The organism is Anisomitus miae (SeqCode), assembly GCF_054906395.1.
In genome coordinates this window covers 24,134-49,856 of the sequence record NZ_JBRACL010000010.1, presented here as the reverse complement: position 1 = coordinate 49,856, position 25,723 = coordinate 24,134, and the positions used below count along the sequence as shown (strand labels likewise).

22 protein-coding genes and 2 tRNA genes are annotated in these 25,723 nt (G+C 29.7%); 21 read left to right on the top strand and 3 right to left on the bottom strand.

The window, feature by feature from the left end; all coding sequences use genetic code 11:
• Positions 1–11: 11 nt before the first annotated feature.
• From AALI31_RS07465 to AALI31_RS07445, 5 genes are all read left to right on the top strand, one after another.
• The gene (locus tag AALI31_RS07465; protein WP_489885902.1) at positions 12–1,337 is read left to right on the top strand and encodes a peptidoglycan-binding domain-containing protein; all 1,326 of its coding nucleotides are present in this window, start codon (positions 12–14) and stop codon (positions 1,335–1,337) included.
• 134 nt (positions 1,338–1,471) lie between these two features.
• Positions 1,472–1,966 (top strand): hypothetical protein, encoded by a 495-nt coding sequence (locus AALI31_RS07460; RefSeq protein ID WP_489885901.1) that lies wholly within the window; start codon positions 1,472–1,474, stop codon positions 1,964–1,966.
• Positions 1,967–1,988: 22 nt separating this feature from the next.
• Positions 1,989–2,786 (top strand): MetQ/NlpA family ABC transporter substrate-binding protein, encoded by a 798-nt coding sequence (locus AALI31_RS07455; RefSeq protein ID WP_489885900.1) that lies wholly within the window; start codon positions 1,989–1,991, stop codon positions 2,784–2,786.
• A gap of 37 nt (positions 2,787–2,823) precedes the next feature.
• On the top strand, positions 2,824–3,633 hold the full coding sequence (locus AALI31_RS07450) for a transketolase (RefSeq protein WP_489885899.1): 810 nt from the start codon (positions 2,824–2,826) through the stop codon (positions 3,631–3,633).
• A 16-nt stretch (positions 3,634–3,649) separates the two neighbouring features.
• Positions 3,650–4,579 (top strand): transketolase family protein, encoded by a 930-nt coding sequence (locus AALI31_RS07445; RefSeq protein ID WP_489885898.1) that lies wholly within the window; start codon positions 3,650–3,652, stop codon positions 4,577–4,579.
• A gap of 212 nt (positions 4,580–4,791) precedes the next feature.
• On the opposite strand, the gene AALI31_RS07440 is transcribed toward AALI31_RS07445, so the two are convergent.
• Positions 4,792–4,867 (bottom strand) — tRNA-Val (locus AALI31_RS07440).
• Between the two features lie 3 nt (positions 4,868–4,870).
• Positions 4,871–4,945 (bottom strand) — tRNA-Glu (locus AALI31_RS07435).
• Positions 4,946–5,107: 162 nt separating this feature from the next.
• Between AALI31_RS07435 and AALI31_RS07430 the strand changes: the two genes are divergently transcribed.
• The 6 genes from AALI31_RS07430 (at position 5,108) to AALI31_RS07405 (ending at position 11,966) form a co-directional block, all read left to right on the top strand.
• On the top strand, positions 5,108–5,881 hold the full coding sequence (locus AALI31_RS07430) for a TatD family hydrolase (protein ID WP_489885897.1): 774 nt from the start codon (positions 5,108–5,110) through the stop codon (positions 5,879–5,881).
• A gap of 29 nt (positions 5,882–5,910) precedes the next feature.
• Positions 5,911–6,978 (top strand): resuscitation-promoting factor, encoded by a 1,068-nt coding sequence (locus AALI31_RS07425; RefSeq protein ID WP_489885896.1) that lies wholly within the window; start codon positions 5,911–5,913, stop codon positions 6,976–6,978.
• Between the two features lie 65 nt (positions 6,979–7,043).
• Positions 7,044–7,580, top strand: a complete 537-nt coding sequence (rnmV, locus tag AALI31_RS07420; RefSeq protein ID WP_489885895.1) for a ribonuclease M5 — start codon at positions 7,044–7,046, stop codon at positions 7,578–7,580.
• Positions 7,581–7,595: 15 nt separating this feature from the next.
• Positions 7,596–8,426: a 16S rRNA (adenine(1518)-N(6)/adenine(1519)-N(6))-dimethyltransferase RsmA gene (rsmA, locus tag AALI31_RS07415; RefSeq protein WP_489885894.1), complete on the top strand. Its 831-nt coding sequence runs from the start codon at positions 7,596–7,598 to the stop codon at positions 8,424–8,426.
• Between the two features lie 83 nt (positions 8,427–8,509).
• Positions 8,510–9,757 carry a hypothetical protein gene (locus AALI31_RS07410; RefSeq protein ID WP_489885893.1) on the top strand — a complete coding sequence of 416 codons (1,248 nt, stop codon included), beginning with the start codon at positions 8,510–8,512 and terminating at the stop codon, positions 9,755–9,757.
• Between the two features lie 751 nt (positions 9,758–10,508).
• The gene (locus AALI31_RS07405) at positions 10,509–11,966 is read left to right on the top strand and encodes a leucyl aminopeptidase (RefSeq protein ID WP_489885892.1); all 1,458 of its coding nucleotides are present in this window, start codon (positions 10,509–10,511) and stop codon (positions 11,964–11,966) included.
• Positions 11,967–12,000: 34 nt separating this feature from the next.
• Here AALI31_RS07405 and spoVG read toward each other — a convergent pair whose 3' ends face one another.
• Positions 12,001–12,273, bottom strand: a complete 273-nt coding sequence (gene spoVG, locus AALI31_RS07400) for a septation regulator SpoVG (protein WP_489885891.1) — start codon at positions 12,271–12,273, stop codon at positions 12,001–12,003.
• 181 nt (positions 12,274–12,454) lie between these two features.
• Here spoVG and murC point away from each other — a divergent pair, with 181 nt between their 5' ends.
• From murC to mfd, 10 genes are all read left to right on the top strand, one after another.
• On the top strand, positions 12,455–13,843 hold the full coding sequence (murC, locus tag AALI31_RS07395) for a UDP-N-acetylmuramate--L-alanine ligase (protein WP_489885890.1): 1,389 nt from the start codon (positions 12,455–12,457) through the stop codon (positions 13,841–13,843).
• Positions 13,844–13,904: 61 nt separating this feature from the next.
• Positions 13,905–14,552 (top strand): metallophosphoesterase family protein, encoded by a 648-nt coding sequence (locus tag AALI31_RS07390; protein ID WP_489885889.1) that lies wholly within the window; start codon positions 13,905–13,907, stop codon positions 14,550–14,552.
• Positions 14,553–14,576: 24 nt separating this feature from the next.
• Positions 14,577–15,965: an asparagine--tRNA ligase gene (gene asnS / locus AALI31_RS07385; protein ID WP_489885888.1), complete on the top strand. Its 1,389-nt coding sequence runs from the start codon at positions 14,577–14,579 to the stop codon at positions 15,963–15,965.
• Positions 15,966–16,062: 97 nt separating this feature from the next.
• Complete coding sequence (glmU, locus tag AALI31_RS07380) at positions 16,063–17,424, top strand: bifunctional UDP-N-acetylglucosamine diphosphorylase/glucosamine-1-phosphate N-acetyltransferase GlmU (protein ID WP_489885887.1); 1,362 nt, start codon at positions 16,063–16,065, stop codon at positions 17,422–17,424.
• A 24-nt stretch (positions 17,425–17,448) separates the two neighbouring features.
• On the top strand, positions 17,449–18,426 hold the full coding sequence (locus AALI31_RS07375; protein ID WP_489885886.1) for a ribose-phosphate pyrophosphokinase: 978 nt from the start codon (positions 17,449–17,451) through the stop codon (positions 18,424–18,426).
• 178 nt (positions 18,427–18,604) lie between these two features.
• The gene (locus AALI31_RS07370; RefSeq protein WP_489885885.1) at positions 18,605–19,291 is read left to right on the top strand and encodes a response regulator; all 687 of its coding nucleotides are present in this window, start codon (positions 18,605–18,607) and stop codon (positions 19,289–19,291) included.
• The gene (locus AALI31_RS07365) at positions 19,291–20,715 is read left to right on the top strand and encodes a sensor histidine kinase (RefSeq protein WP_489885884.1); all 1,425 of its coding nucleotides are present in this window, start codon (positions 19,291–19,293) and stop codon (positions 20,713–20,715) included. Before AALI31_RS07370 ends, AALI31_RS07365 begins: the two co-directional genes overlap by 1 nt.
• A gap of 36 nt (positions 20,716–20,751) precedes the next feature.
• The gene (locus tag AALI31_RS07360; protein WP_489885883.1) at positions 20,752–21,570 is read left to right on the top strand and encodes a trypsin-like peptidase domain-containing protein; all 819 of its coding nucleotides are present in this window, start codon (positions 20,752–20,754) and stop codon (positions 21,568–21,570) included.
• A 64-nt stretch (positions 21,571–21,634) separates the two neighbouring features.
• On the top strand, positions 21,635–22,189 hold the full coding sequence (gene pth / locus AALI31_RS07355; RefSeq protein ID WP_489885970.1) for an aminoacyl-tRNA hydrolase: 555 nt from the start codon (positions 21,635–21,637) through the stop codon (positions 22,187–22,189).
• 11 nt (positions 22,190–22,200) lie between these two features.
• The gene (mfd, locus tag AALI31_RS07350) at positions 22,201–25,722 is read left to right on the top strand and encodes a transcription-repair coupling factor (protein WP_489885882.1); all 3,522 of its coding nucleotides are present in this window, start codon (positions 22,201–22,203) and stop codon (positions 25,720–25,722) included.
• The last annotated feature ends 1 nt before the right edge of the window (position 25,723 follow it).

The window sequence follows — 25,723 nt, the reverse complement described above, 5'->3', positions numbered from 1 at the left end:
GGAGAATATCAATGGCTCTAGGATCACTAAAAATTCAAACTTATACTAACAATATTGCAACTCCAGTTAATAATGCGAAAATTAGAGTAACTTTATATGATTCAAATAATAATGTTAAAAATACTTTAAATTTAAATACAGATGATTCAGGAATTGCTGAGTTAGACGAAATTCAAACTCCTCCATTAGAATTTTCTTTAGATGAAAATGCTTATGAACAACCATATAGTCTTTGTGATATTCTTGTAGAAAAGAAGGGATATTCACAAACGTTTATTGAAGGATGTCAATTGCTTGGAGATGAACAATCCATTCAACTTGTTGATTTAATACCATTAAATCAAAATATTCCGTCAAATGATCAATCTCAAGAAATAATAATTCTTCCGAATAGACTGTATGGAGACTATTTACCGAAAATTCCGGAAAGTGAAGATAAAGAAGTGCCTAACACCACTGGTCAGTCTGTATTACCAGAAGTTATTATTCCAGAGTTTATAACAGTTCATATGGGTGCACCTAATTCAAACGCTAAAAACTATACAGTACCATACAAGGATTATATAAAAAATGTTGCTTCATGTGAAATATACTCGACATGGCCTTCTAATGCTATTAGAGCTAATATATATGCTATAATATCTTTTACATTAAATCGAGTTTACACAGAATGGTACAGAGGAAAAGGTAAAGATTTTACAATAACTAGTTCAACTGCATATGATCATGCTTTTAACTATGGTAGAAACATATTTAAGAATATATCGAATATTGTAGATGAAATTTTTTCTACTTATATGAGGAGACCTGGAGCGAAACAGCCCCTGTTTGCCCAGTATTGTGATGGAAAAAAGGTTAAGTGTCCAGGATGGATGACGCAATGGGGAAGTAAATATTTAGCAGATGAAGGTTATACTCCATACGAAATATTGACAAATTTTTATGGGACAAATTTAGATTTGGTCAGAGCAAGTCAGGTTATTGGAATTCCATTATCTTATCCGGGATATCCATTAAGTGTAGGTAGTAGTGGATCAGCAGTTGTGGAAATACAAAGGTATTTAAATACCATTTCTGAAAATTATCCTTCAATACCTAAGGTGTTAGTTGATGGAATATATGGAATTAAAACTAGAGATTCCGTAAGGAGGTTTCAAGAAATTTTTAATGTAAATGTATCTGGAATAGTTGAATATGATACTTGGTATGCTTTATCTAATGTTTATGTTGCTGTAACTGAAATAGCAGAGTTGAGGTATGTTAATTCTCAAAATAAAAGTTTAAGAGAATTTATTCCTTATTCTCCATTTGGGGAAATTCCTAAATTGAAATATTAAAATATTAAGTCATTGATTATTTTCAATGGCTTAATACTATTTTTATAAAATATTTAATCTAATTTTGATTTATTATTTACTTTAAAATGATATAATCTTACTTAGGGGAGGATTTATAGAAATAGAGACATATTATGAATAGAAGAATTTATAAATATTTTTTAATTTTATCTATATTAGTTTTATTTTTTGGTATTTTAAGTGTTTATAATAGAGACTCTGATCATGGGGATGATATTTATATAAGGGAAATTAATAAATTATTTGAAAAGGTTACTAATATTAAAAATGCTTTTGACTCTGAAAAGAAAAGGTATATGGGAGGTAACTTTGTTAATAGGCATTTTGTCAAATTTATGAGAGATAATCTTATTGATGTAAGAAACCGTATTGATGAATTGATATACGGTATAAATACTAATAGTTACGTAGGTATAAATAAAAAATATTTGGTGAATATCTTGAAGGATTTTTCTAAAATAGTTAACAGTGAGTACATAGTTGAAGGTATATTTAACTCCAGTGATACTTCAGTAATGAAAAATTTTGAAGTTATAATTAATGATATTATTAAAGTTTCAATGAAGTACGCTATATTTAAGATTAGTTTTGGAATTGGCAATACTTGAATTTTGTAGCTGGAGGATTTTTATGAGAAGGATTTTAGGTATTTGTATAGTTTGCACTTTATTTATTTTTACAGCGTGTTCTACTAAAAATGGAGAGGGAAAAAATAACAAAAGAATAAAAATTGGAGTTACTATGTCTCCTCATGGAGAAATATTAAATAATATTAAGAAAATTTTTGATTTGGATTATGAAGTCATAAACTATATAAACTATGAAACGTTAAATGAGGATCTTTTATTGGGAAAAATTGATGCTAATTTTTTCCAAACAAGAGACTATTTGGATAATTTTAATAAAAATTCAGATACAAAACTTGTTGAATTGGCATTAGTACATATTGAACCACTTATTATATATAGCAATGAATATAGATCTATTGAAAATGTGAGACAAGGGGACGTTGTTTACATTCCAAATGATACCGTAAACAGGAGTAGAGCTCTTGAGTTGTTACAAGATGCTGGTCTTATTAAGATATCTTTAGATCTAAATCAAGAGAATTACATTGTGGTTGAAAATAATAAGGATCTAGTTATAAATGAGGTTGTGTCTGTTTTATTGCCGTCTTTTTATGAACAATCCGATCTTATTATTATGAATACGAATATAGCTCTAGAAAGTGGTATATTCCCTTATGTAGCCGGAATTTTTTATGAGAAAACTTTTACAGAGGATGATGGAAAAGTAAATGTTTTTGTTACTACGGAGAGCATGAAAACATCTGTAGAATTAAAGCAAGTAGCTCAGGGTTTAAATAGTTATGAAACATTTAAGTTTATAAATGAAAAGTATAGGGGATTTGTTAAACCTATATTTTAGGTCGTTTTATTGTCTGAATTTTAAGGAGGAATTATTTATGGATGTGAAGTTTTTAGAGAATACCGCAAGGAAGGTTAGAAGACTATTATTAAAATCAATACATAGTGCTGGTAAGGGCCATTATGGAGGAAGTTTATCTATAGTGGATATATTGGTACTTTTATATAATAACGAAATGAACATTGATGTTAATAATCCCAAAATGAAGAATAGAGATAGATTCGTTTTATCTAAAGGTCATGCTGGGCCGGCCCTATATGCTGTATTAGCAGATAAGGGATATATAAGAGAAGACGATTTATTAACGCTCAATAAGGAAAATACTTTGCTTCCAAGTCATTGTGATATGAATAGAACAAATGGAGTTGATATGACGACTGGTTCTCTAGGGCAGGGGATAAGTTGTGCAGTTGGTATGGCTAAGGCATCAAAGACAAAAAATGATAGTGCATATATATATTGTATAGTTGGCGATGGAGAATGTGATGAGGGACAGGTTTGGGAGGCAGCTATGGCAGCTTCTTCGTTCAAGTTAAATAATTTGATTGTATTTGTTGATTATAATAAAATGCAATTGGATGGGGAGTTGAAGGATATAGTTGATATAGGCGATATAGGTAGTAAATGGGCTTCTTTTGGTTTTTTTGTTAAGGAGGTAAATGGACATGATTTTAATGAGATGCATAATGCCATATGTGCTGGTAAAAAACAGGATAAGCCTACGGCGATAATATTAAATACTATAAAGGGCAAGGGAGTATCTATTATAGAACGTGTGGGATATAAAAATCATAGTATGGGATTGACTGATGAGGAATTTGAGAATTCTATGCTAGAATTAAATTAGTAGGGGGGGTATTCTGATGGAAATGAGGGAAGTTCTTTTTGAGACAATAAGACAAATTATGGATAAAGATAAGGATGTCATTTTTATGGATGCTGATTTAGCAGAAGCTAATGGCACTATGAGGCTTAGAGAAATATTTAGGGATAGAGCTTTCGATGTTGGAATAAGTGAAGCTAATATGGCTAGTATGGCAGCAGGAATGAGTGCTTATGGAGCTAAACCGTATATATGTACTTTCACTCCATTTTCTTCAAGAAGGATATGTGATCAGATAGCTATTTCTCAAGTCTATGCTAAACAAAATGTTAAAATCATTGCAACAGATGCTGGGGTTTCTGCAGAGATGAATGGGGGTACTCATATGAGCTTCGAGGATATAGGAGTACTCAGAAGCATACCTGAAATAACAATAATAGATGTCGTAGATGAAGTTCATTTGCGGGAGGTTTTGTTTGAAACTGTAAATTTTAAAGGTGTAGTTTATATAAGGTTTCCAAGAAAACAAGTTCCAAAAGTTTACAGCGACGATTTTAAATTTAATATTTCGAAGGCTGATATTATTAAAAATGGAAATGATATTACTGTATTTGCCTCCGGAATAATGGTGAGCCCATCAATTATTGCCTCTAAAATTTTGGAAGATGAGGGAATAAGTGTTGAGGTTATATCTGTACCTGTGATAAAACCAATCGATAAGGAGACAATCATAAATTCTATACTAAAAACTAAGAGAGCGGTAACTGTTGAAAATCACAATATAATTGGAGGTTTGTACAGTGCTGTTTCGGAGGTTTCGAGCAGTAGTTATCCAGTTCCCATTAGGGCTATAGGAGTAAATGATCATTTTGGTGAAGTTGGAAGTATGGATTTTTTGTTTAAAAAATACAACATGACTTACGACGATATAGTAAGGGAATGTAGAGGTCTGTTAAATAGGTTATCTTAATTTTTGATGGATGGTTAATGAGCCATAAGAGGTATACTCATTGTTTAATGAGTATACCTCTTTAATTATAATGGGTCGTACGGGAGTCAATCCCGTGTTACTACCGTGAAAGAGCAATGTACTAATAGCTTGCCCAACAAATTACAAGCAATTAAATACAAAATAGCATCTATCTACATAAGAAAGATGCCATTTTTCTATACACAAAAGAATGGTGGGCACAACAGGGATCGAACCTGTGACCTCCTGCTTGTAAGGCAGACGCTCTCCCAGCTGAGCTATATGCCCTAATGGTGACTCGTACGGGAATCGAACCCGTGTTACCACCGTGAAAGGGTGGTGTCTTAACCGCTTGACCAACGAGCCACAATACAATTGTCATTATACAGTATAAGAAACAATATGTCAATAGAGTTATTCAAAATTTATTTTCCAATACTTAAATGTGTTTAACATAAAATCCAAAATTTGTCAAGTTGACACCTGTGAAGTATGTATGTATCATGAGTTACTGAAAGGAGTTAGCAGATGTCTGTAAAGATTTTTGATACTCATTGTCATTATGACGATGAGGCATTTGAATGCGATAGGGATGAAGTACTAAATAGGCAAATTAACTTTGGGGTTAAGAATATTTTGAATTGTTCTGTTGATGTAGAATCATGTAAAAAAATTATTAGTATGGTGAAAGAATATGATTTCGTTTACGGGGCTTGTGGAATACATCCAAGTTATTCTAAATATTATTATAAAACAAACTATATAGATGATTTATATAAATTTCACAGTCAGAGTGAGAAAATTTTAGCTGTAGGTGAAATTGGTCTTGATTATTTTTATAAAGATCTAGATGTCAATATACAGAAGGATGTATTTATTCAGCAATTGGAACTTGCCAAATATTTAGATAAACCTGTTGTTATACACTGTAGAGATGCTCATAAAGATGTATTAGATATAGTGAAGATGTTTATGCCGCTTCGTGGTGTTATTCATTGTTTTTCTACAAGCTTAGAGATTGCGAAGGAATGGATTAAATTAGGTTTTTATTTAGGTATATCTGGAATTGTAACGTTTAAAAATGCAGTTAAGATATTAGATGTCATTAAGGAAGTACCTATTGAATTCCTAGTTACAGAGACAGATTGTCCGTATCTTTCTCCAGTTCCTCATAGGGGTAAACGTAATGAATCTATAAATATTGAGCATATAATAAAACATATTGCTAAAATTAAGAGTGAGGACTTCTATAAAATTGCAGATACTTTATACAGAAACGCAGTAGAATTTTTGAATTTGTAATGGTATTAAGGTTTTATTGGGAGGAAATTATGATAAAATCAAAGTCGGTTAGGACTATAGCATTCCTGATCTTTAGTTCAGTAATTTTTATATCCGTGTTTTGTTTAGTTCTGAGTATAAACAAACCTGTAACAATTATTGTAAATGGTGTTGAGATATCTACTCGTACTAATGGAAATATGACGGAAGATATATCGAGTGGGAATGGTATAGTCTTGGAAGATGGAGGAATAGTTTTTCCGTTTAGATATTCACAAATAAATAGCGGAGAAACTACAGTTTTATACAATCCAGTCCCGGTTATTTTATACTTAGGTGATAGGGATCCTTATGAAGTTATGACCACATCTAAAACTGTGGAAGATTTATTAAGGGAGCATGAAATTGAGTATGAAGAAGAAGATATAGTGCTTCCTTCACTTTACGCTAATATTGTACCAGATCTTGAGATAAGAGTTAAATATGTTGATGTAGAGATAGAAACTGTACAATATGAAGTTGAATATAATACTAGCTTCGTTTATAATGAGGATATGTACGAGGGGACTCAATCTATACTTCAACGTGGGAAGAATGGTATTAGGTTGGTTGAGATTGAGAGACAATATGAAAATGGTGTAGAGGTTGGTAACAGTATTATTTATGATGTAATCGAAGTTGATCCTATTGATGAGATAGTTGAAAAGGGAACAAAGATAAGAGAATCTGTTTATATTGGCAATGATAATTCAATTGCATTGTTTAATAATGCGTATGAAAATGGTAGCAGAATTAGTTTTTTGGGCAAAGAGTATTCCATAAGTTATGTAAAATATGTTGAAGTTACAGCTTTTTATAATAGTGGATCAAATGGGAATCATACAACTGCTACCGGCAATCCTACTGTATATAATCCTTCAGGGTGGAGCACTATAGCTGTTGACCCTAAGGTTATTCCGCTTGGAACTAGAGTGTATGTTGACGGTTATGGATTTGGGATAGCACATGACACTGGAAGTGCTATAAAGGGTGATATTATAGACGTGTTTATGCCAAGTAGGAGCGAAGCATATGCTTGGGGAAGAAAGAAAAATGTTAAAATTTATATATTAAATTAGTTTTATTAATCTAACTGTGGTATTTGGTTTCCAAGTATTGCAGTTGTTTTTTATAGGAGGATCGAATGATTAAGATTAAAGAGGTAGTTGTCGTTGAAGGTATTAAGGATGAAATTGCCATTAAAAAATCTGTGGATGCGGAAGTTATACATGTTTCTGGATTTGGTATATCTAGTGAAACCATAAATCTTATTAAAAGTGCTCAGAAAAGGTGTGGAGTGATACTATTTATGGATTCAGATTCTGCTGGTGAACGTATAAGGAAAATCATTTCAAGTAAGGTAAAAGGTGTTAAACATGCCTATATTTCTAGGGAAAAGAGTATGAAAAATGGAAATATAGGAGTCGAAAATGCTTTTCCTGAAGATATCTTAGAGTCTATTAAAAATGCAAAATGTATTATTGATTCTAGGAGGAACGAGTTTACTATTCATGATCTTATTAGAAATGATTTGATTAACACTAAAGAGTCATCAAAGAGGAGGGAAGCATTAGGTAATTTATTAGGTATAGGATATGCTAATGGTAAGAAGTTTTTATCTAGACTTAATTATTTTAACATATCTAGGGAGCAATTTAATTATGGTGTAGAAAAAATTTAAAGCGGAGCTTTTACTATGAAGATTAAATATATCAAGAAAAAATATGGATTTAATTTTAAACCTTCCTTAGGTCAAAATTTTTTTAATAATGATGATTTACTCAAAAGTATGGTTGATAAACTAGATATCACTGCTAATGACACTGTACTCGAAATAGGTCCTGGTTTTGGGTCCTTGACTGAAAAGCTATTATGCAGAACGAGAAATGTTATTTGCGTTGAAGTTGATAAATGTATTGTTTCGATATTAAATGAGGAATTTAAAAATTATAAAAATTTAAAAATCATATCTGGAGATTTCCTTAAGATAGAATTAAATAATATGGAAGAACTAAAGAGAGATATAAAAGTGGTAGCTAATATACCATACTACATAACAACTCCTATACTTGAAAAATTATTTAAAAGCGACTTAAATATAAAATTTATAGCTGTTATGGTACAAAAGGAGGTAGGAGATAGAATCTTAGCCTTACCATCTACCAAAGATTACGGGTCTCTAACGGTATTTGTTAACTATTATTCAAAAGTTTCGATGATAGAGAAAATTTCTGCATGTAATTTTATACCTAAACCTAAAGTTGATTCTATATTTTTGAAATGTGATATACTCCACGATAGGTTTTTTAAAAATCACAAAATTGAAGTTGAATTTTTACGATTTGTAAAAGAGTGTTTTACTATGAGAAGAAAGAACTTATTTAATGTATTGAGTAGGTTTAATGTAGATAAGGATGATCTCGTAAAAATATCCTTGGATTTGAATATAGATTTTAATCAAAGAATTGAAAATATAGACCTTTTTGATATGCAGCACATATTTAATAAAATACATAAACTCCGCTGATTTATAAAGTTAATATGTTTTAGTAAATTTTAAATTAGAAATGCATAATATTAAATTAAGATCTAGAAAATTCGGAGATTTAAATGAGTGGTTCTGATAATAAAAAGTTTATAATACTTCAAGAGGACGATAAAGGATTTTCATTTAATGGTAAAAAATCATCTGGATATACAAAGATAGAAAATAAAGATTTTAAATTTAAAATATTTTATTATGTACAAAATCTTAATACTGAAAATACGTATACTCTTAATTTAATTTTAAAAAATGATGATAAGATAGAAATAATTTCTATTGGGGATGCGAAAACCGATGAAAATGGCAAGATAGATATTGCATATGATTTTGATGAATCTATTTTAGATAACGTTTGTGGAAGTGCTGTATGTGTTAAGGATTTTAAAGGTATGCTAAAATTTCCTCTTAGTGGTTTTTTACCTAAAAAGAGAATACTTAATTGGAAAGTTGATCAGTTTAGAGCTATTAAAAATAGACCTTTTAGGAGAGAAATTGTTTCATTTGAAAAAAAAAAGGAAAGTGAAATTGATGTAGATAAGGACTTAACCAATGATGTTGACAATGATAAGAAAATTATTTTAGATGAAGAACCTAAAAAACATATTAAGACTTATTTAGAGAGTAATGATGTTGATAATGAACATGATGTATATAGCAAATACGATAATCAGGATGCATACTCATTTGACAGTAAAGATTTGACCGAAGATAATATGAGAGAACTTCAAGATAATTATCATGAGCATGAGAACATAATAAGAGGAATAATAGATACATCAAAAGAGAATTGTAGTCAGGCTAAATACCATATTGATGCTTTGAAGAAACTTCTGAAGAAAGATAACGGGAGTATTGAAAAGATGATAAAGAACTTATTTCCTGAGTTATTTAGAATTACGAAAAAGTTTAAAGGAAGCTATGAGTATAGATTTTTTTTAAATATACTTTGTGAATATGAGGAAATTGATTCTGTAGATTTTAACGAGTTTAGGGTATTCAAAGTGTGTGTGTCTAAGTTTTCAGAAATGGAAAACGTTAAGAAGTATGATAATGTTAAATATGCTGTCGTATATTATCCTATGCTTTGTATGTATCCATACTTTAAAGATAAGGGATATTTTATAATTGGGATAAATTGTAATGAATGTGATGAAATTCCACATCTCATTTATGGTGTGGAGGTAAAAAATAATATGGAAAATGAATTTCCATATGATGGGGAAATAGGTTTTAATAAGTATGTTTATGATTATGGCACTTCCAAAGGATATCACATAATGGAATATGATTATAAAGAATGTGTTATAAAATAGGTTATTTTAATAACCTATTTTATGGTTACATATTGAGTAATTTTTATTACAAATATACATTTATAGATGAAAATTTGCTTAACAGAATAATGGTATCATTCAAGATTAACTAATTTATATTTTTGATTATAGAGTGTAATTTTAAATTTTGGTAAGCATTTCTAAAATTATTTTATATTTAACTTAGTAGTTACACATATTAAAATATAAAGTTACATAACTTATAGGTAAATTTGATATTTTTTACATCTAAGCATAATTTTAATGATACTTAGAAATTAAAGATTAAAGTACTATTAAAAAATATTTTCATATTGCAGTAAGATGCATTTAAAAAGATATCTTTAGGAGTATTTATTACGATAATATAAATGATTTTAAATTTATTAATACTTTTAATCGCATAACTTACAGTAACCATAACCTTTTTTCATTTGAATTATCTGTAACATGCTATATATAGTAGTGGTAGTTAAGGTTATTTTGGAAGGTTAGTAGAGGTTTTTTATAAATAATATTAAATTTTTGTATAATTTAAATGAAAATATAAGTTGTTTATTCATGAATGTGGTATTTTAGCGGTATGAGAGTGTTATTACTCAATAATGTGGATTTTATGTTGTGACACAACGTTATATTTTCAATAACGGTAAATTTTAGTGTATGTGGGGAATTGTACAAAATATATTTTTATTTATGTATTATAAAAATTAAGTTTGATATTTATTTTATATTAAAGGAGGGTTATTAAATGGAATTTGGTATAGTGAATGATTTGGTAAAACAGTATGATGTTTTAGTAGTTCCTTGTTTTTTGGATGTGAAAAATGACGATTTTAAAAATATTTTAAGCAATCTAGAAAATAAAAAATTATTTTCGTCAAAGGAAGGTGCAAGCTATAATTTTTTAGATTGTGGAAAAAATAGTTTATCAAATATAATATTTTTAGGTCTTGGATTTAAAAAAGATATCACGTATGAGAAATTATATAAACACATAGTTTCTTGTTTTAAGGATTTTAAATTTAATAGAAATATAAATATTTTAATAAATTTGTTTGAAAGCAAAAAAATAAATTATTATAATGTATTAAAGGCATTTGTATTATCTCTTAATTCATGTAATTATACATTTTCTAAGTATTTTTCAAAGAAAAGGGAGAATTTCGAGATTAATGTAGATTTTTATTGCAAATCGAGTATACTTGACGTAAATAATTTAAATGAAATTGTTAATATAATGGATTGTATAAACATAACCAGAAATTTAGTTAATGAACCATCGAATATTTTAACTCCCCATGAATTTGCACAAAGATGTTGTGATGTTGTAAAAAAATTAGATGTTGATATAGATGTTTATGATGAAAATTGGATAAAAGAAAATAAATTGAAAGCTTTATATGAAGTTGGTAAAGCTTCTGCAAATAAGCCTAGGTTTATAGTTATGAAATATTTTGGTAATAAACAAAGTAACAGATCTATTTCTTTTGTGGGAAAGGGTCTAACTTATGATTCGGGAGGTTATTCCATAAAAAGCTCCGATGGTATGCTTACAATGAAATGTGATATGGGCGGTGCTGCTTCTGTACTTTCTCTCATCACTTTAGTTGCAAGGGAGATGCTTAAGATAAATATATATGTGGTTATCCCAGTTTGTGAGAATATGATAGATGGAAATGGACTTAAGCCAGGTGACGTAATAGGATCTCTATCTAATAAAACTATAGAAATTATTTCTACAGATGCAGAAGGAAGGTTAGTACTTGCAGATGGTGTTTATTATGCCGCAGATAAACTAAACAGCGATGTTATTATAGATATTGCAACATTAACTGGTGCTTGTGGAATTGCCCTAGGTACAAAATATGCAGCAATTATTGATAATAATGAAGAATTGTTTGATCAACTTTATGAATCAACTGAAAATACTGTAGATAATATATGGAGACTTCCAGGAGATGAAGAATATAAGGAGCTTTTAAAATCTGATATTGCGGATTTGAAAAATCTTGGAGGAAGATATGGTGGTACTATAACTGCTGGATTGTTTGTTGGAGAGTTTGTCAAAGGAAAACCTTGGGCTCATATTGATATAGCATACGTTTCATGGAATGATACACCTAGTAGTATCTTTCCAAAGAAAGGTGGTACAGGAGCTTTAATAGAGCTTCTTTATAAATTTTGTAAAATGAATAGTGAAAAATAAACAGGGGAGCATTAATTTGCTCCCCTGTTTATTTTTAGGATTGATCTCTTTCGTTCAAGGCTATATTATAATGCTTTAAAATTTCAGTTTGAAATTTTTGCCTTACATCTGTGGATATCGGATGAGCTATGTCCTTAAACTCTCCATTTGGGGTTTTTCTACTAGGCATAGCTATAAATAATCCATTCTCTCCTTCTATTACTTTAATATCGTGTACCACAAATTCATTATCTAAAGTTATGGAAACGATTGCTTTCATTTTGCCCTCATTAGTAATTTTTCTGATTTTAACATCTGTAACTTGCATTAGATTCACCTCTATAAGTTTTTCAATAGTATAAGGTTTATTCTATGCAAAAAAGTAAAAAATATATTCGTGAAAATAATAAGTTTTAAAAAAATATATTATTATTTAATAAACATGTATTTTTTTTGCTAAAAAATGTATATAATTATAAAAAGTCCTATGCAATTAAGGAGTGTTTTTCTTGCAAGATCATCTTATAGACGATATTAAAATTAAAAGTAAAAGTATATATTTAATAGGTATTGGTGGAATTAGTATGAGTGGTATTGCATCAATACTTTTGGATAAAGGGTTCAAAGTTTCAGGAAGTGACGCATGTGAGAACAGCTTAACACTAAAGCTTAGGGAGTTTGGTTGCAAAATAAATATAGGTCATAACAGTGAAAATATAAGTGATGATATAGGACTTATTGTATATACGGCTGCTGTTAAATTGGATAATGAAGAAATAAAAAAGGGTAATAGTAAAAATATACCTATTATAAATAGAGCTGAGTTTCTGGGTATTTTAACTAGGAAATATAGTAAATGTGTTACTGTTTCTGGTACCCATGGAAAAACTACGACTACTTCCATATTTAGCTACGTTATGATTTATAATGAACTTGATCCTACTATTTTGTTAGGAGGAGAATCGCACATTATAAATGGGAATTTCAGAATAGGTCAAAGTGACTATTTGTTAATGGAGGCTTGTGAGTACAGGGAGTCGTTTTTAAAATTTTCAACAAACATAGGTGTTATACTCAACATAGATAGGGATCATTTGGATTATTACAGGGATTTAGAGCACATAAAAAATACTTTTAGAAAATATGTGAAGAATATACCTGAAGATGGTGCTTTGATCGTATGTGCGGATGATGAAAATATTGGTGACGTTTTAAGCTGTGCTAAATGTAAAGTTTTGTCCTATGGTATGATGCAAGGTGATGTTAAGGCATTGAATATAAGAAGAGATTCTTTAGGTAGCACGTTTTTTGATGTCTTGTGTGGAAATAAAATATATAGAGATGTTGAAATAAACGTTCTTGGTGACCATAATATATTGAATGCACTCTCTGCGATAGCGTTTACCATTTTGATGAATTTAGATTTTGAAAAAACAAGAGAAGCTCTAAAGAATTTTGAATTACCTAAAAGGAGATTTGAGATAAAAGGAAAGAAAGATAATATAATGCTCGTAGAGGATTATGCACATCATCCTACAGAAATAAGGGCTACTATAAATACAGCTAGATCTATTACCAAGAATGATATATTTTGTTTTTTTCAGCCGCATACTTACAGCAGGACGCTGGCATTGTTTGATGAATTTTCAAAATGTTTTGATGGTGTGGATGAGCTGATACTTCTCGATATTTATGCAGCACGAGAAAAGGATCCTGGAAATATTAATTCAAAAAAACTTGGTGATAGAATAAGATCGTATGGGAAGAAATGCTACAATGCTAAAGATTTTGATGATGCTATATCTTATGTTAAGACTAAAATAAAAGATGGAGATTTGTTTTTAACTATAGGTGCAGGAAATGTTGGATATCTTTGTGATATGTTTATAAAACCATAATGGGTTTTAAGAGGTTTTTAATAAACCTCTTTTAATTTTAACTATAGAAGGTAGTGAAAATATGAAAATAGGAGTTATAAGCGATGTTCACTCAAATTTATATTCTCTTATGGGGGCTTACTCTGAGCTTGAAAGAGAAGAAGTGGATACTGTTATCTGTATTGGAGACATTGTAGGATACGGACCTCATCCAAATGAAGTCATAAGCTTCATAAAAAGAAAGAAGATAATATCTTTGGCAGGAATGTATGATTTAGCCGTTGTAGAGAATGATTTTAGTTTTATAGGTGAAAATACTATAAATAATTTTTCATTGAAATTTACTAGAGACGAGCTTACAAAAAATAATTTATATTATTTATCTGGATTACCTTTAGAATTTAAAATTGAGTTTGGAAGTCTTATATTAAGGTTTGTACATAGAAATCCATATAATGGAAATGAATGTATGGATGAGGGGGTTTTGGTGTGTGGATGTACCCACCTAGCTAGTGAGAGTAAAGTTTCTAAAGATAAATATGTATTAAATCCTGGAAGTGTAGGTAGACCAAATGGAACCACTGGTAATCTGACCTTTGGTGTTTTAGATATTTCTGATAAATTTTGTAATTTTAAAATTATGAATGTTTCATATCCTTTCCATAAAATTCAAAAAGATATGAAGATGATGAAATTTCCAGAAATACTTATAAATTCATATGATATTTGATTTATGTAAATAGGAGGCATTTGCATGAGGGTTACTTGTAAAAATTTATACGAGAGGTTTGGTGAGTATAAGAATCAGGAAGTATGTATTTATGGATGGATTAAGAACATAAGAAGTAACACTAATATAGGATTCATTGAGTTGAACGATGGAAGTTTGCTTAAAAATATACAAGTAGTATTTGAAAGTAGTATGGAGAATTACTCGGAAATATGTTCTTACGGTATATCTTCAGCTATTTGTGTTAAGGGAAAGGTTGTTTTGACACCAAACAATAAGCAGTCTTTTGAAATACTCTCTACCTATATCTCGTTAGAGGGAAGCTCAGCCAAAGATTACCCACTTCAAAAAAAAAGGCATACTTTTGAGTATCTGAGGACTATTGGACATTTAAGGCCGAGAACAAACACTTTCCTTTCAGTATTTAGAATAAGGAGCGTTACTTCTCATGCTATACATAATTTTTTAAAAGGCGAGGGGTATGAGTATATACATTCACCTATTTTAACAACTAGTGACTGTGAAGGTGCTGGCGAAATGTTTAAGGTAACTTCACTAGATCTTAACAGTTTGGAGAAAGATGAAGATGGGAATATAGATTTTTCTAAGGATTTTTTTGGTAAGATTGCTAATTTAACGGTAAGTGGTCAATTAGAGGCTGAAATTATGGCTCTTGCTCTCGGAAGGGTTTATACATTTGGACCTACGTTTAGAGCTGAGAAATCTAATACTTCAAGACATGCAGCTGAGTTTTGGATGATTGAGCCTGAAGCAGCTTTTTTGGATATGTTCGATGCTATGAGTTTATCTGAAAGAATGCTTAAATATGTAATAGATGTTGTTTTGTATGAGTGTAGTGATGAAATAAACTTTTTAAATAATTTTGTTGACAATAATTTGATTGATAAGCTTAAAATTGTTGTAGAGAATGACTTTGAGAGAGTAGACTATACACAGGCTATAGACATACTTCTAAATTCGGATAAGAAATTTGAATTTAGAGTTAAGTGGGGAATCGATTTACAATCTGAACATGAACGTTATTTAACAGAGGTTTATTTCAAAAAACCAATATTTATTTATAATTATCCTAAAGATATAAAAGCATTTTACATGCGATTAAATGAAGATAATAAGACAGTTGCTTCTTTTGATTGCTTAGTACCTGGGGTTGGTGAAATTGTAGGTGGGAGCCAAAGAGAAGAGCGATTGTCGATTTTGAAAAATAGGATGCAGGAATGTGGACTATCCCTCGATGATTATTGGTGGTATTTGGAACTTAGAAAATATGGGGAGACCGTTCATTCAGGATTCGGCCTTGGACTTGAGAGACTCATTATGTACATGACTGGTATGTCTAATATAAGAGATGTGATTCCGTTTTATAGAACACCTCAGTCAGCAGAATTTTAAGAAAGGCAGTTGATTTAACTGTCTTTTTTTATTTATTGCAAACTTTCATTATATTAAATTATAATAAGATTAGATTTAATTATAAGAGGTGTATTTTATGAACATTTGTGCCGTAGTTTTGGCTGCAGGCAAAGGAACGAGAATGCAATCAAAATATCACAAAGGGACTCATAAGATTTGTGGTAAAGAAATGGTAAATATTATAATCGATAAACTTGTGGAATGTGGAGTTAATGATATCAATTTAGTTGTTGGAGAACATAGGGATAACATCATAGATGTTACCAAGTGTAAAGGTGTTAGCTATTCTTTGCAAGAAGATCAATTAGGCACGGGTCATGCTGTTATGAGTTCTATGGACTTTCTTAGGGGCAGAAAAGGAAATTTGTTGATATTTCCTTGTGATACACCACTTTTAAGTAAAGATAATATCAAAAATTTAATGCATGTTCATATTAAGGATTGTAATTCTGTGACTGTAGTTACTTCTTTTGTTGAGAGTGGGCTTAGTTATGGCAGGATTGTAAGGAAAGATGGAAAGATTTGTTGTATAAGAGAGGCTAAGGATTGTACTCAAGATGAGCTACTCATAAATGAAGTTAATTCCAGTGTATATTGCTTCGACATAGAGTCCTTGTTAGATGAAATAGAAAATATAGGAAATGACAATGTTCAAAATGAATTTTATTTAACTGATATGGTCGAGATATTTACTCAACGTAATAAAAGAGTTGGATCTGTTACTGTAGATAAGGATCAAGTTGTGGGGGTTGATTCACGTGTACAACTTTCTTACGCAAACAAGTTAATGAGAGATCAAATAAATAATTATCATATGAATAACGGTGTCACTATATTAGATCCGAGTTCAACTTATATTGATATTGATGTTAAAATAGGAAGAGATGTTGTTATTCATCCAAATGTATGCGTATTTGGAAAAAGCTTAATAGAGGAGGATTGTGAAATCTTTTCTAATACTAAGGTAGTTGAGTCAGTGATTGGAAAGAATACAAAAGTTGAGTCATCTATAATTTATCAATCAACTATAGGTGAAAGCACTTCTATTGGACCATTTGCGTATTTAAGACCTGGTTCAGTCATTGGGAATAAAGTTAAAATAGGAGATTTTGTTGAAATTAAAAATTCTGATATTGGCGATTGCACAAAAATTTCTCATTTATCCTACGTTGGAGATTCACATATTGGAAAAAGATGTAATTTAGGATGTGGTATCATTACGGTTAATTATGATGGTAAGGAAAAAAATGAGAGTTTCGTAGGTGATGATTGTTTTATTGGTTGTAATTCTAATCTAATTGCACCTGTTGTTGTTGAAGATAGGGCTTATGTTGCGGCAGGAACTACAGTTACAGAAAGAGTGAACTCGAACAGTTTAGCTATAGGACGGTGTTATCAGAAGAATATAGAGAACTGGGTTATTAATAAATTTAAGTGATTGTTTTGTGGGGGATATAATTAGATGTTAGAACAAATAAACAATATAAAAATAATTGCAGGAAATTCTAATCTTGAATTGTCTGAAGGTGTTGCGAAGAATTTAAATACATCACTTGTTAAATCCAATGTTACTAATTTTAGTGATGGAGAAATAAATGTTGACATAAGCGAAACCATAAGGGGTGAAGATGTATTTGTTATACAATCTGTATGTAAAACAGACAATCTTAGTGTGAATGATAGTTTGATGGAGCTTTTAATAATAATAGATGCTTTAAAAAGGGCTTCAGCAGGAAGGATAACTGCTGTCATTCCATATTATGGTTATGCACGTCAGGATAGGAAAGCCAAGTCTAGAGATCCTATAACATCTAAATTGGTTGCGGATATTGTGACAGTTGCAGGAGCTAATAGAGTTCTTACGATGGATTTACATGCTCCTCAGATTCAAGGTTACTTTGATATTCCGGTAGATCACTTGTTTGGATTACCTGTTCTTGTAAATTATTACAATGAAAAGATTATTAATGATGATGTTGTTGTTGTATCCCCTGATGTTGGAAGTGTTAAAAGGGCCAGGTCATTTGCAGATAAGTTAAATATGGAGGTTCCGATAGCTATTATTGATAAGAGAAGACCAGCTCAGAATATATCTGAAGTTTTATCTGTTATAGGTGAGGTTAAGGGTAAAACTGCTATCTTGGTGGATGATATGATAGATACTGCAGGTACGATTGTGAATGCAGCTATTAAATTAAAGGAGTTAGGAACTAAAGATATATATGCATGTTGCACTCATGGAGTTTTTTCAAGCACTTCGGTACATAAAGTAAACGAATCTCCGATAAAGGAACTGGTATTTTTAAATACTATATCCAAGGTGGATTTGCCGAAAGAGCACTCTAAATTTAAAATGTTATCGGTAGCTCCTATATTTGGTGAGGCCATAAAAAGAATTCATCATAGTAAGAGTTTAAGTCCTTTATTTGGCAAATTTTAAATGTATTCTAGTATATTTTTTCTAAACCTTGGGAAAATATAAGAGTGAAGGTAAATTTTACGTATAGTTAATAATTAAAAAAAAATTTTACATTATTAAAAGTTTCTTGTATTATATGGTTAATTATACGTGTTTTGGTTGGATAAAATTCAAGTTCATGAAATAAGGGAGTGTTAAGATGGACGGAAGTGCAGTTAGGGTTTTGGTAGTAGATGACGATGTTAATATATTAGAAGTTTTAAAAATGTACTTAGGTAATTCGGGTTATGATATAAGGTCGTGTAGTGATGGCAGAGAGGTCCAAGAGATTTTTCCTGATTATAAACCTAATATAGTCATACTAGATATTATGATGCCCATTTTGGATGGTACTGAGGTTTTGAAGTGGATAAGAAGAGATTCGAGTGTCCCTGTTATAATGCTTACTGCTAGAGGTGAACTTTTTGATAAATGCCTTGCCCTTGAGCTTGGAGCAGACGATTATATAGTTAAGCCGTTTGAGCCTAAGGAACTTTTGGCTAGAATAAAAGCTGTAATGAGACGGTTTAATACAGATAGCCAAGTTAAGGAAAGCTTAGTTTTTGCAGATTTAACTATAGATATAAATTCTTATACTGTGATATTTAAAGGGAATGATATAAAAATGCCACCAAAGGAGTTTGAGCTTCTTCATTATTTGGCTTCAAATAAGAATAAAGTTTTTACAAGAGAGAACCTTTTGTGTGAGGTTTGGGGTTATGATTATCCAGGAGATTCAAGAACAGTAGATGTACATATTAAGAGACTCAGAGAGAAGTTAAATGGTGGAATGAATTGGCAAATAGAGACGGTTTGGGGTGTGGGGTATAAGTTCGAGGTGAAGTAGTGATAAAAAATAGCATTATAAGTAAGATTTTGATAAGTTTTTTATCTGTAGTTACTTGTATTTTTACACTGATCGCTTTTTCTATATGTTTTTGGTATGAAAACAGTTTAGTAAATACAAAAGTTAATAGTTTAATGGAGCATGCTCATATAATTTCGAGTTATATAATTGAATATGTAGGCACTCCTAAAACAGAGTACGGGAAGTACTTATCTGATTATATTGAGATGGTTAGTGATTCACTAAGAGTTGATATAATTTTGAGCGATGCCCTTGGATATGTGTACTTGGTATCTAATGATACACACATGGATTTACTTGGTAAAAAGGATAGTGGTATAAATTTTGAAGATAGTGAAGATGTAAATAAAGATATTTATAAATTAAATACTTTTAATAATTCTGGCGATAAGATTTATGAGTTTGTGAAACCTTTATATGAATCTGGTATTTATAAGGGTTCTATTACTATGTTGTTTAACAGGAGAACTATATTAAACAGTACAGTTATGTTTAATATATATGTGATTTTGGTTGTAATTTTTAGTATTGTTACTATAGCGTTGGTCTTATATTTTTTATCTAAGAAGATATTGGTGACTCCTATTACTACCATAAATAATGTAGCTAAGGGGTTTGCTTTAGGAGATGTTTATAGACGCATAGAGATAAAATCAAAAGATGAAATAGGAGAATTGTCTAGTTCTTTCAATTACATGGCAGAATCATTGGAAAAAATTGATGCTAATAGGAGGGAGTTTTTATCAAATGTTTCACATGAATTAAGAACTCCACTTACCACTGTTATAGGATTTTTAAGTGGTATTTTAGATGGAATAATACCAAAAGAGAATCATATGGAAAAACTTAAAGTTGTTTATGATGAGGTTAAGCGTCTATCAAGGCTTGTCAATGATTTATTAGATTTAACGACAATGGAATCAGGTAAATTTACCTTAAGGTTTAAAGTTATGGAACTCAATTCTCTTATAAGGTATACAGTTACTAATTTTGAACAAGAGGTGAAGGAGAGTAACATAAGTATGGATGTTTTTTTTGAGCATGATAGATTAAATGTTATAGCTGATGAGGATAGATTAGTGCAGGTTCTTAATAATCTGATAGCGAATGCTATTAAGTATTGCGATAATAAAAAACGTATAAATATATCTGCGAGAATAAAAAATAATAAAGCTATAGTGTGTATATTTAATACGGCTAGGTTTTTAACTGAAGATGAGCTTAAGAATATATGGACACGTTTTTATAAAAATGATAAATCGAGAACTGCTAAAGGTAGTACAGGTCTTGGATTATCTATAGTTAGAAATATAATTTCTCAATTCAGGGAGGAGATATGGGTTGAGAATAAGATTAAGGAAGAAGGAGTGAGTTTTACTTTTACTCTTCAACTTGCAAATTAACGGAGTTCTATATTATTGATTTTAGGTGATAACATATTGAAATTTAGTAATAATAATGGTTATATAAGGTTTAGACAGAAAAATATAAAAATTTTTAAGCGTCAGGTTTTCACAATACTATTTAATATTTTGATTTCTATTATTTTTGGATTCGTTGGATCGAGTGTTTTTGTTAGGATATATTCTAAAGGTAATTCATATTTAAAAGATGCATCTAGAGTTAATCTTGGATATGATTATGGAGTGACAAGTGTTATGAATAAACTTAGTCAGTCTGTTGTTGAAGTGAGTGCGTACATAAAGGATAAAGATAACGATTTAGTACAAAAAAGTATGATTGGGGTTTTATATTCAGAAGATGGATATATAGTCACGAATTTTTTTGAGTTAGATAATGCTGAAAAAGTTTATGCTAGAATACCAACAACTCTTAATGTTGTGAAAGAGGCAAGAATTATCGGTTACAGTCAAGATTATGATATATGTTTGCTTAAAATAGATGGTAGTGGATATGTAAAAGGAAACTTTAAAGAGAATATTTCGGGAATTACTCATGGTTTAAAGTTGATATCTATAGGTAATGTAGCTGGTAATTTAAATTCATGTTCTATTTATCACGGTATCGTAAGTGGATTTGGTATTGTGGGTGACAACATTAAAGTAATAAAAAGTGATATAAAAATCAATTCCTCTAATACAGGTGGACCTATTTCTGATATTAATGGTGATATTATAGGAATAAATAGCGTCAATGTTAATGATAGATTCAACATTTTTGACGATGGGCTATCTATTTTAATTTCGTCTCAGGATATATTGAAATTAGTAGATGAGATTATTATGAGTGCAACTTAGTGTCTAATGGGCTTTGTTGTACTTTTATTTTTTAGAATATAAAAATTGGAAAGGTATGTTTGGTATGTTTTTGGTTTTAGGGCTTGGTAATATTGGAATCAAGTACGAGATTACACGTCATAATGTGGGATTTATGATACTTGATAAATTTTGTGAGAAATTTAATATAACATTGAATAAAACTCGTAGCAAATATTTTTATGGTATTAGTGAAATTTCAAATAGACAGGTTGTTTTTATCAAGCCAACAACTTATATGAATTTAAGTGGAGATGCTTTGGTGGATGCTATAAAATATTTTAAAATAAATATCGATAATATTTTAGTTATTTATGATGATATAAGTTTAGATTTTTTAAAAATACGTATTCGGGAAAAAGGATCCCATGGTGGACACAATGGTATAAGAGATATTATAGATAAAATAAACACATCAAAATTTAAGAGGATTAGAGTTGGAATTGGAGAAAATAAAGATATCAGTTTATCAAACTATGTATTATCTAATTTTACACTAGATGAATTGAGAAAATTAGGTAATAAATATGAGGATATTTTTAAGTGTATAGAGATGATTATAAATGAAAAGATATTGGAAGCAATGAATATCTTTAATTAGGCGGTGTTTCAATGAAATTAAGGGGAATTAATCAAAGATTATTCGAGTCTGAGAAATTTCAAAGTGTTTTGTATAATTTGAACCAGAATAAAAAAATTAATATTCATGGTTTAGTGGATTCTGCTAAACCTAGTATTGTATATGGATTATATAAAAATTTAAGGAAAAGTATCTTTATAATTAGTAGTAGTAATTATGAATCTAAAAGGCTACATGAAGATTTAAAATTTTACACGGATGATTGCATTTACTTTCAAGGGAAAGAAAATATTTTTTATAATATGGAAGCTTTTTCACTCGACTTAAAGTGGGATAGAATTAATGCTTTCAATGAGATATGTAAGGATTCTAAAAAAATTGTTTGTTTGTCAGTAGAGAGCTTAGTATCATTTTATATGCGTGAGGAAGTTACGAAATATTTAGAGATAAATCTACATATTAATCAAAGTTATGGATTTAATAAGTTATTAGTAGATATTCATAATTTAGGATATGAAAAAGTTTATAAAGTTGAACAAAAGGGAGAATATTCAGTTAGAGGTGGAATTGTAGATATTTTTCCGATAAATTCTAAATACCCGTATAGAATAGAATTTTTTGATGATGATATTGAAACTATAAAAAATTTCAATAGTTCAACTCAGATAAGCATTAATAAACTTGAATATATAACTATCATACAGTGTAAAGAATTTATTTTGACCAACGAAGAAAAAGAAATTTTATATAATAATTTAAAAGAGGATTTTTTAACTCACATAAGATGTATTGAAAAGGAAGAAATTAAGAGTAAGATTAGAGAGAAATTTGAATTTATTTTAGAAAAGGTAAGAGAAACAAAATTCTTTGATGAGTACAATGTTATACTTCCATATCTTAAAGATTATTTAGTAGATTTTTTTACATTTATGAGTAATTGTGTGGTCATATTTGATGAGTTTAAACGTTGTATTGAAGCTATAGATATTATATATGAAAGATTTGATGAAAATTTTCAGAGATTGTTACTTAGGGGTGAGGTTTTACCAAAACAAGTTAAATTGATATTAGATAAGGAGATCTTATTAGAAAAAATATATAGTTCATATAATGTTATATTTGATTTATTTGAATTTATAAATGATAATAAGTCAGTGGATTTTAGAACTAGAAATACAGTAAAAATGAGTGGCAAAATAGAAGTAATTTTGAACGAAATAAAGAGCAAAATACATGAAATGTATTCTGTTATTATTCTTTCTTCTACTAAAATAAGAGGTGAAAAGCTCAAGGATTTATTAAATGAATACGGTATAAATGCTACATATAGTGAGAGTCTTGAAGATTTGAGTTTTGGAAAAGTTTTGATAAGTAAAGGAATTTTAAATGATGGATATGATTTTGAAGATTTAAGATTGTATGTTATATCTGATAAGGAGGTTTTTGGAGATGCTAGTAATAAAAAATCTAAATCTTCATTTATATCGAAGAAAAAAGGATTTACAAAGATAAAGAGTTTTTTAGATCTCAAACCAGGAGATTATATAGTTCATGTAAATCATGGTATAGGTATTTATAAAGGAATTAAACAAATATCTGTACAAGGCATAAATAGGGATTATTTGGATATAGAATATGAAAAAAATGATAAATTATATGTTCCGATAGAGCAGTTGGATTTAGTTCAAAAATATGTAGGTATTGGTGAGAAAGATCCAAAGATAAATAAATTAGGTGGAAGTGAATGGGCTAAGGCAAAAATAAAAACAAAGAAAGCTGTTAATGAAGTTGCTGAGAACTTAATTAAATTATATGCAGAGAGGAATATTTTAAATGGATATGCCTTTTCAAAAGATACTCAGTGGCAACGTCAATTTGAAGATGAGTTTCCATATAATGAAACCCCAGATCAAATTTTAGCTATAGATGAAATAAAGAAAGATATGGAATCAACTAAACCTATGGATAGACTATTATGTGGAGATGTCGGTTATGGTAAAACAGAAGTTGCACTTAGAGCTGTATTTAAGGCAGTTATGGATAAAAAGCAGGTAGTGTTTTTAGTTCCAACAACTATACTTGCAGATCAACATTATAATAATATGAAAAGAAGGTTTATAGATTTTTCATTTAGTATAGATGTTTTAAGTAGGTTTAGAACATCTAAGCAGCAAAAAGAAACATTATCGAGACTGAAAAATGGAGTTATTGATATAATTGTGGGAACACACAGACTTTTATCAAAAGATGTTGAATTTAAGGATTTAGGATTGCTTGTTATAGATGAAGAGCAACGTTTTGGGGTAAAGCATAAAGAAAAAATTAAAGAATTGAGAAAAAATATAGATGTTCTTAGTTTAAGTGCTACGCCAATACCTAGGACTCTTCATATGTCTATGGTTGGAGTTAGAGATATAAGTATAATAGATACTCCTCCTGAGGAAAGATATCCAGTTCAGACATACGTTGTTGAATATAGCGACCAGTTAATAAGAGATGCAATTATGAAAGAAATATCTAGACTTGGTCAAGGATTTTTTGTCTATAATAGTATTGAAACTATCGGACAAATGAGCATTTATTTAAAAAATATTGTACCTGAATGTAGGTTTTCAGTTGTTCATGGACAAATGAGTGAAAGAGAAGTCGAGGATATTATACTAAGATTTATAAATAGAGAAATAGATTTTTTAGTATGTACTACTATAATTGAAACAGGTATTGATATAGAAAATGCTAATACTATAATTATTTATAATTCAGATAAGTTTGGATTATCTCAGCTTTACCAGTTAAGAGGAAGAGTTGGAAGGAGTAATAAAGTTGCTTATGCATATTTGACTTATAAAAGGGATAGGGTACTTACTGAATTAGCAGAAAGAAGACTGAAAACGCTTAAAGATTTTACGGAATTGGGATCTGGATTTAAGGTAGCTATGAAAGATCTAGAAATAAGAGGTTCTGGGAATCTTATTGGAGAGGCTCAACATGGACAAATGAGTGTAATAGGTTATGACTTATATTGTAAGATGTTGGAAGATTCTATAAAGATATTAAAAGGAGATATGGTTAAGGAAGAAGTAAATACGGTTGTTGATATAAAAGTAGATGCGTATATAAAATCTGAATATGTAGAAGACGAAATGCAGAAAATTGAAATTTACAAGAAAATTTCTTGTATTGAAGATAAAAAAGATATAAAGTCAATAAAAGAAGAACTTATAGATAGGTTTTCAGATGTACCTAAAGAGGTCGAATATCTTATGAAAATATCTTATTTAAGGTCTCTTGGTAAAAAGTTGGGTTTTTCTCAAATAAAAGAAATTGGTAACAAAGTGTTGTTTGAATACGAAAGTGAAGAATATGTTGATAAAAAGAATTTTGAATATATTTTGAATAATTATTCGGAATGTGTGATATTTAATACATTAGATAAGCCTTCGTTTTCTTATGATATTCTTAATGAAGAAAAGGGAAATCTTCTTGATAAATTTATAAATTTGTTAGAAAATTTAATAAAATGTAATAGTATTTTAAAATTTAATAAATGTTAGA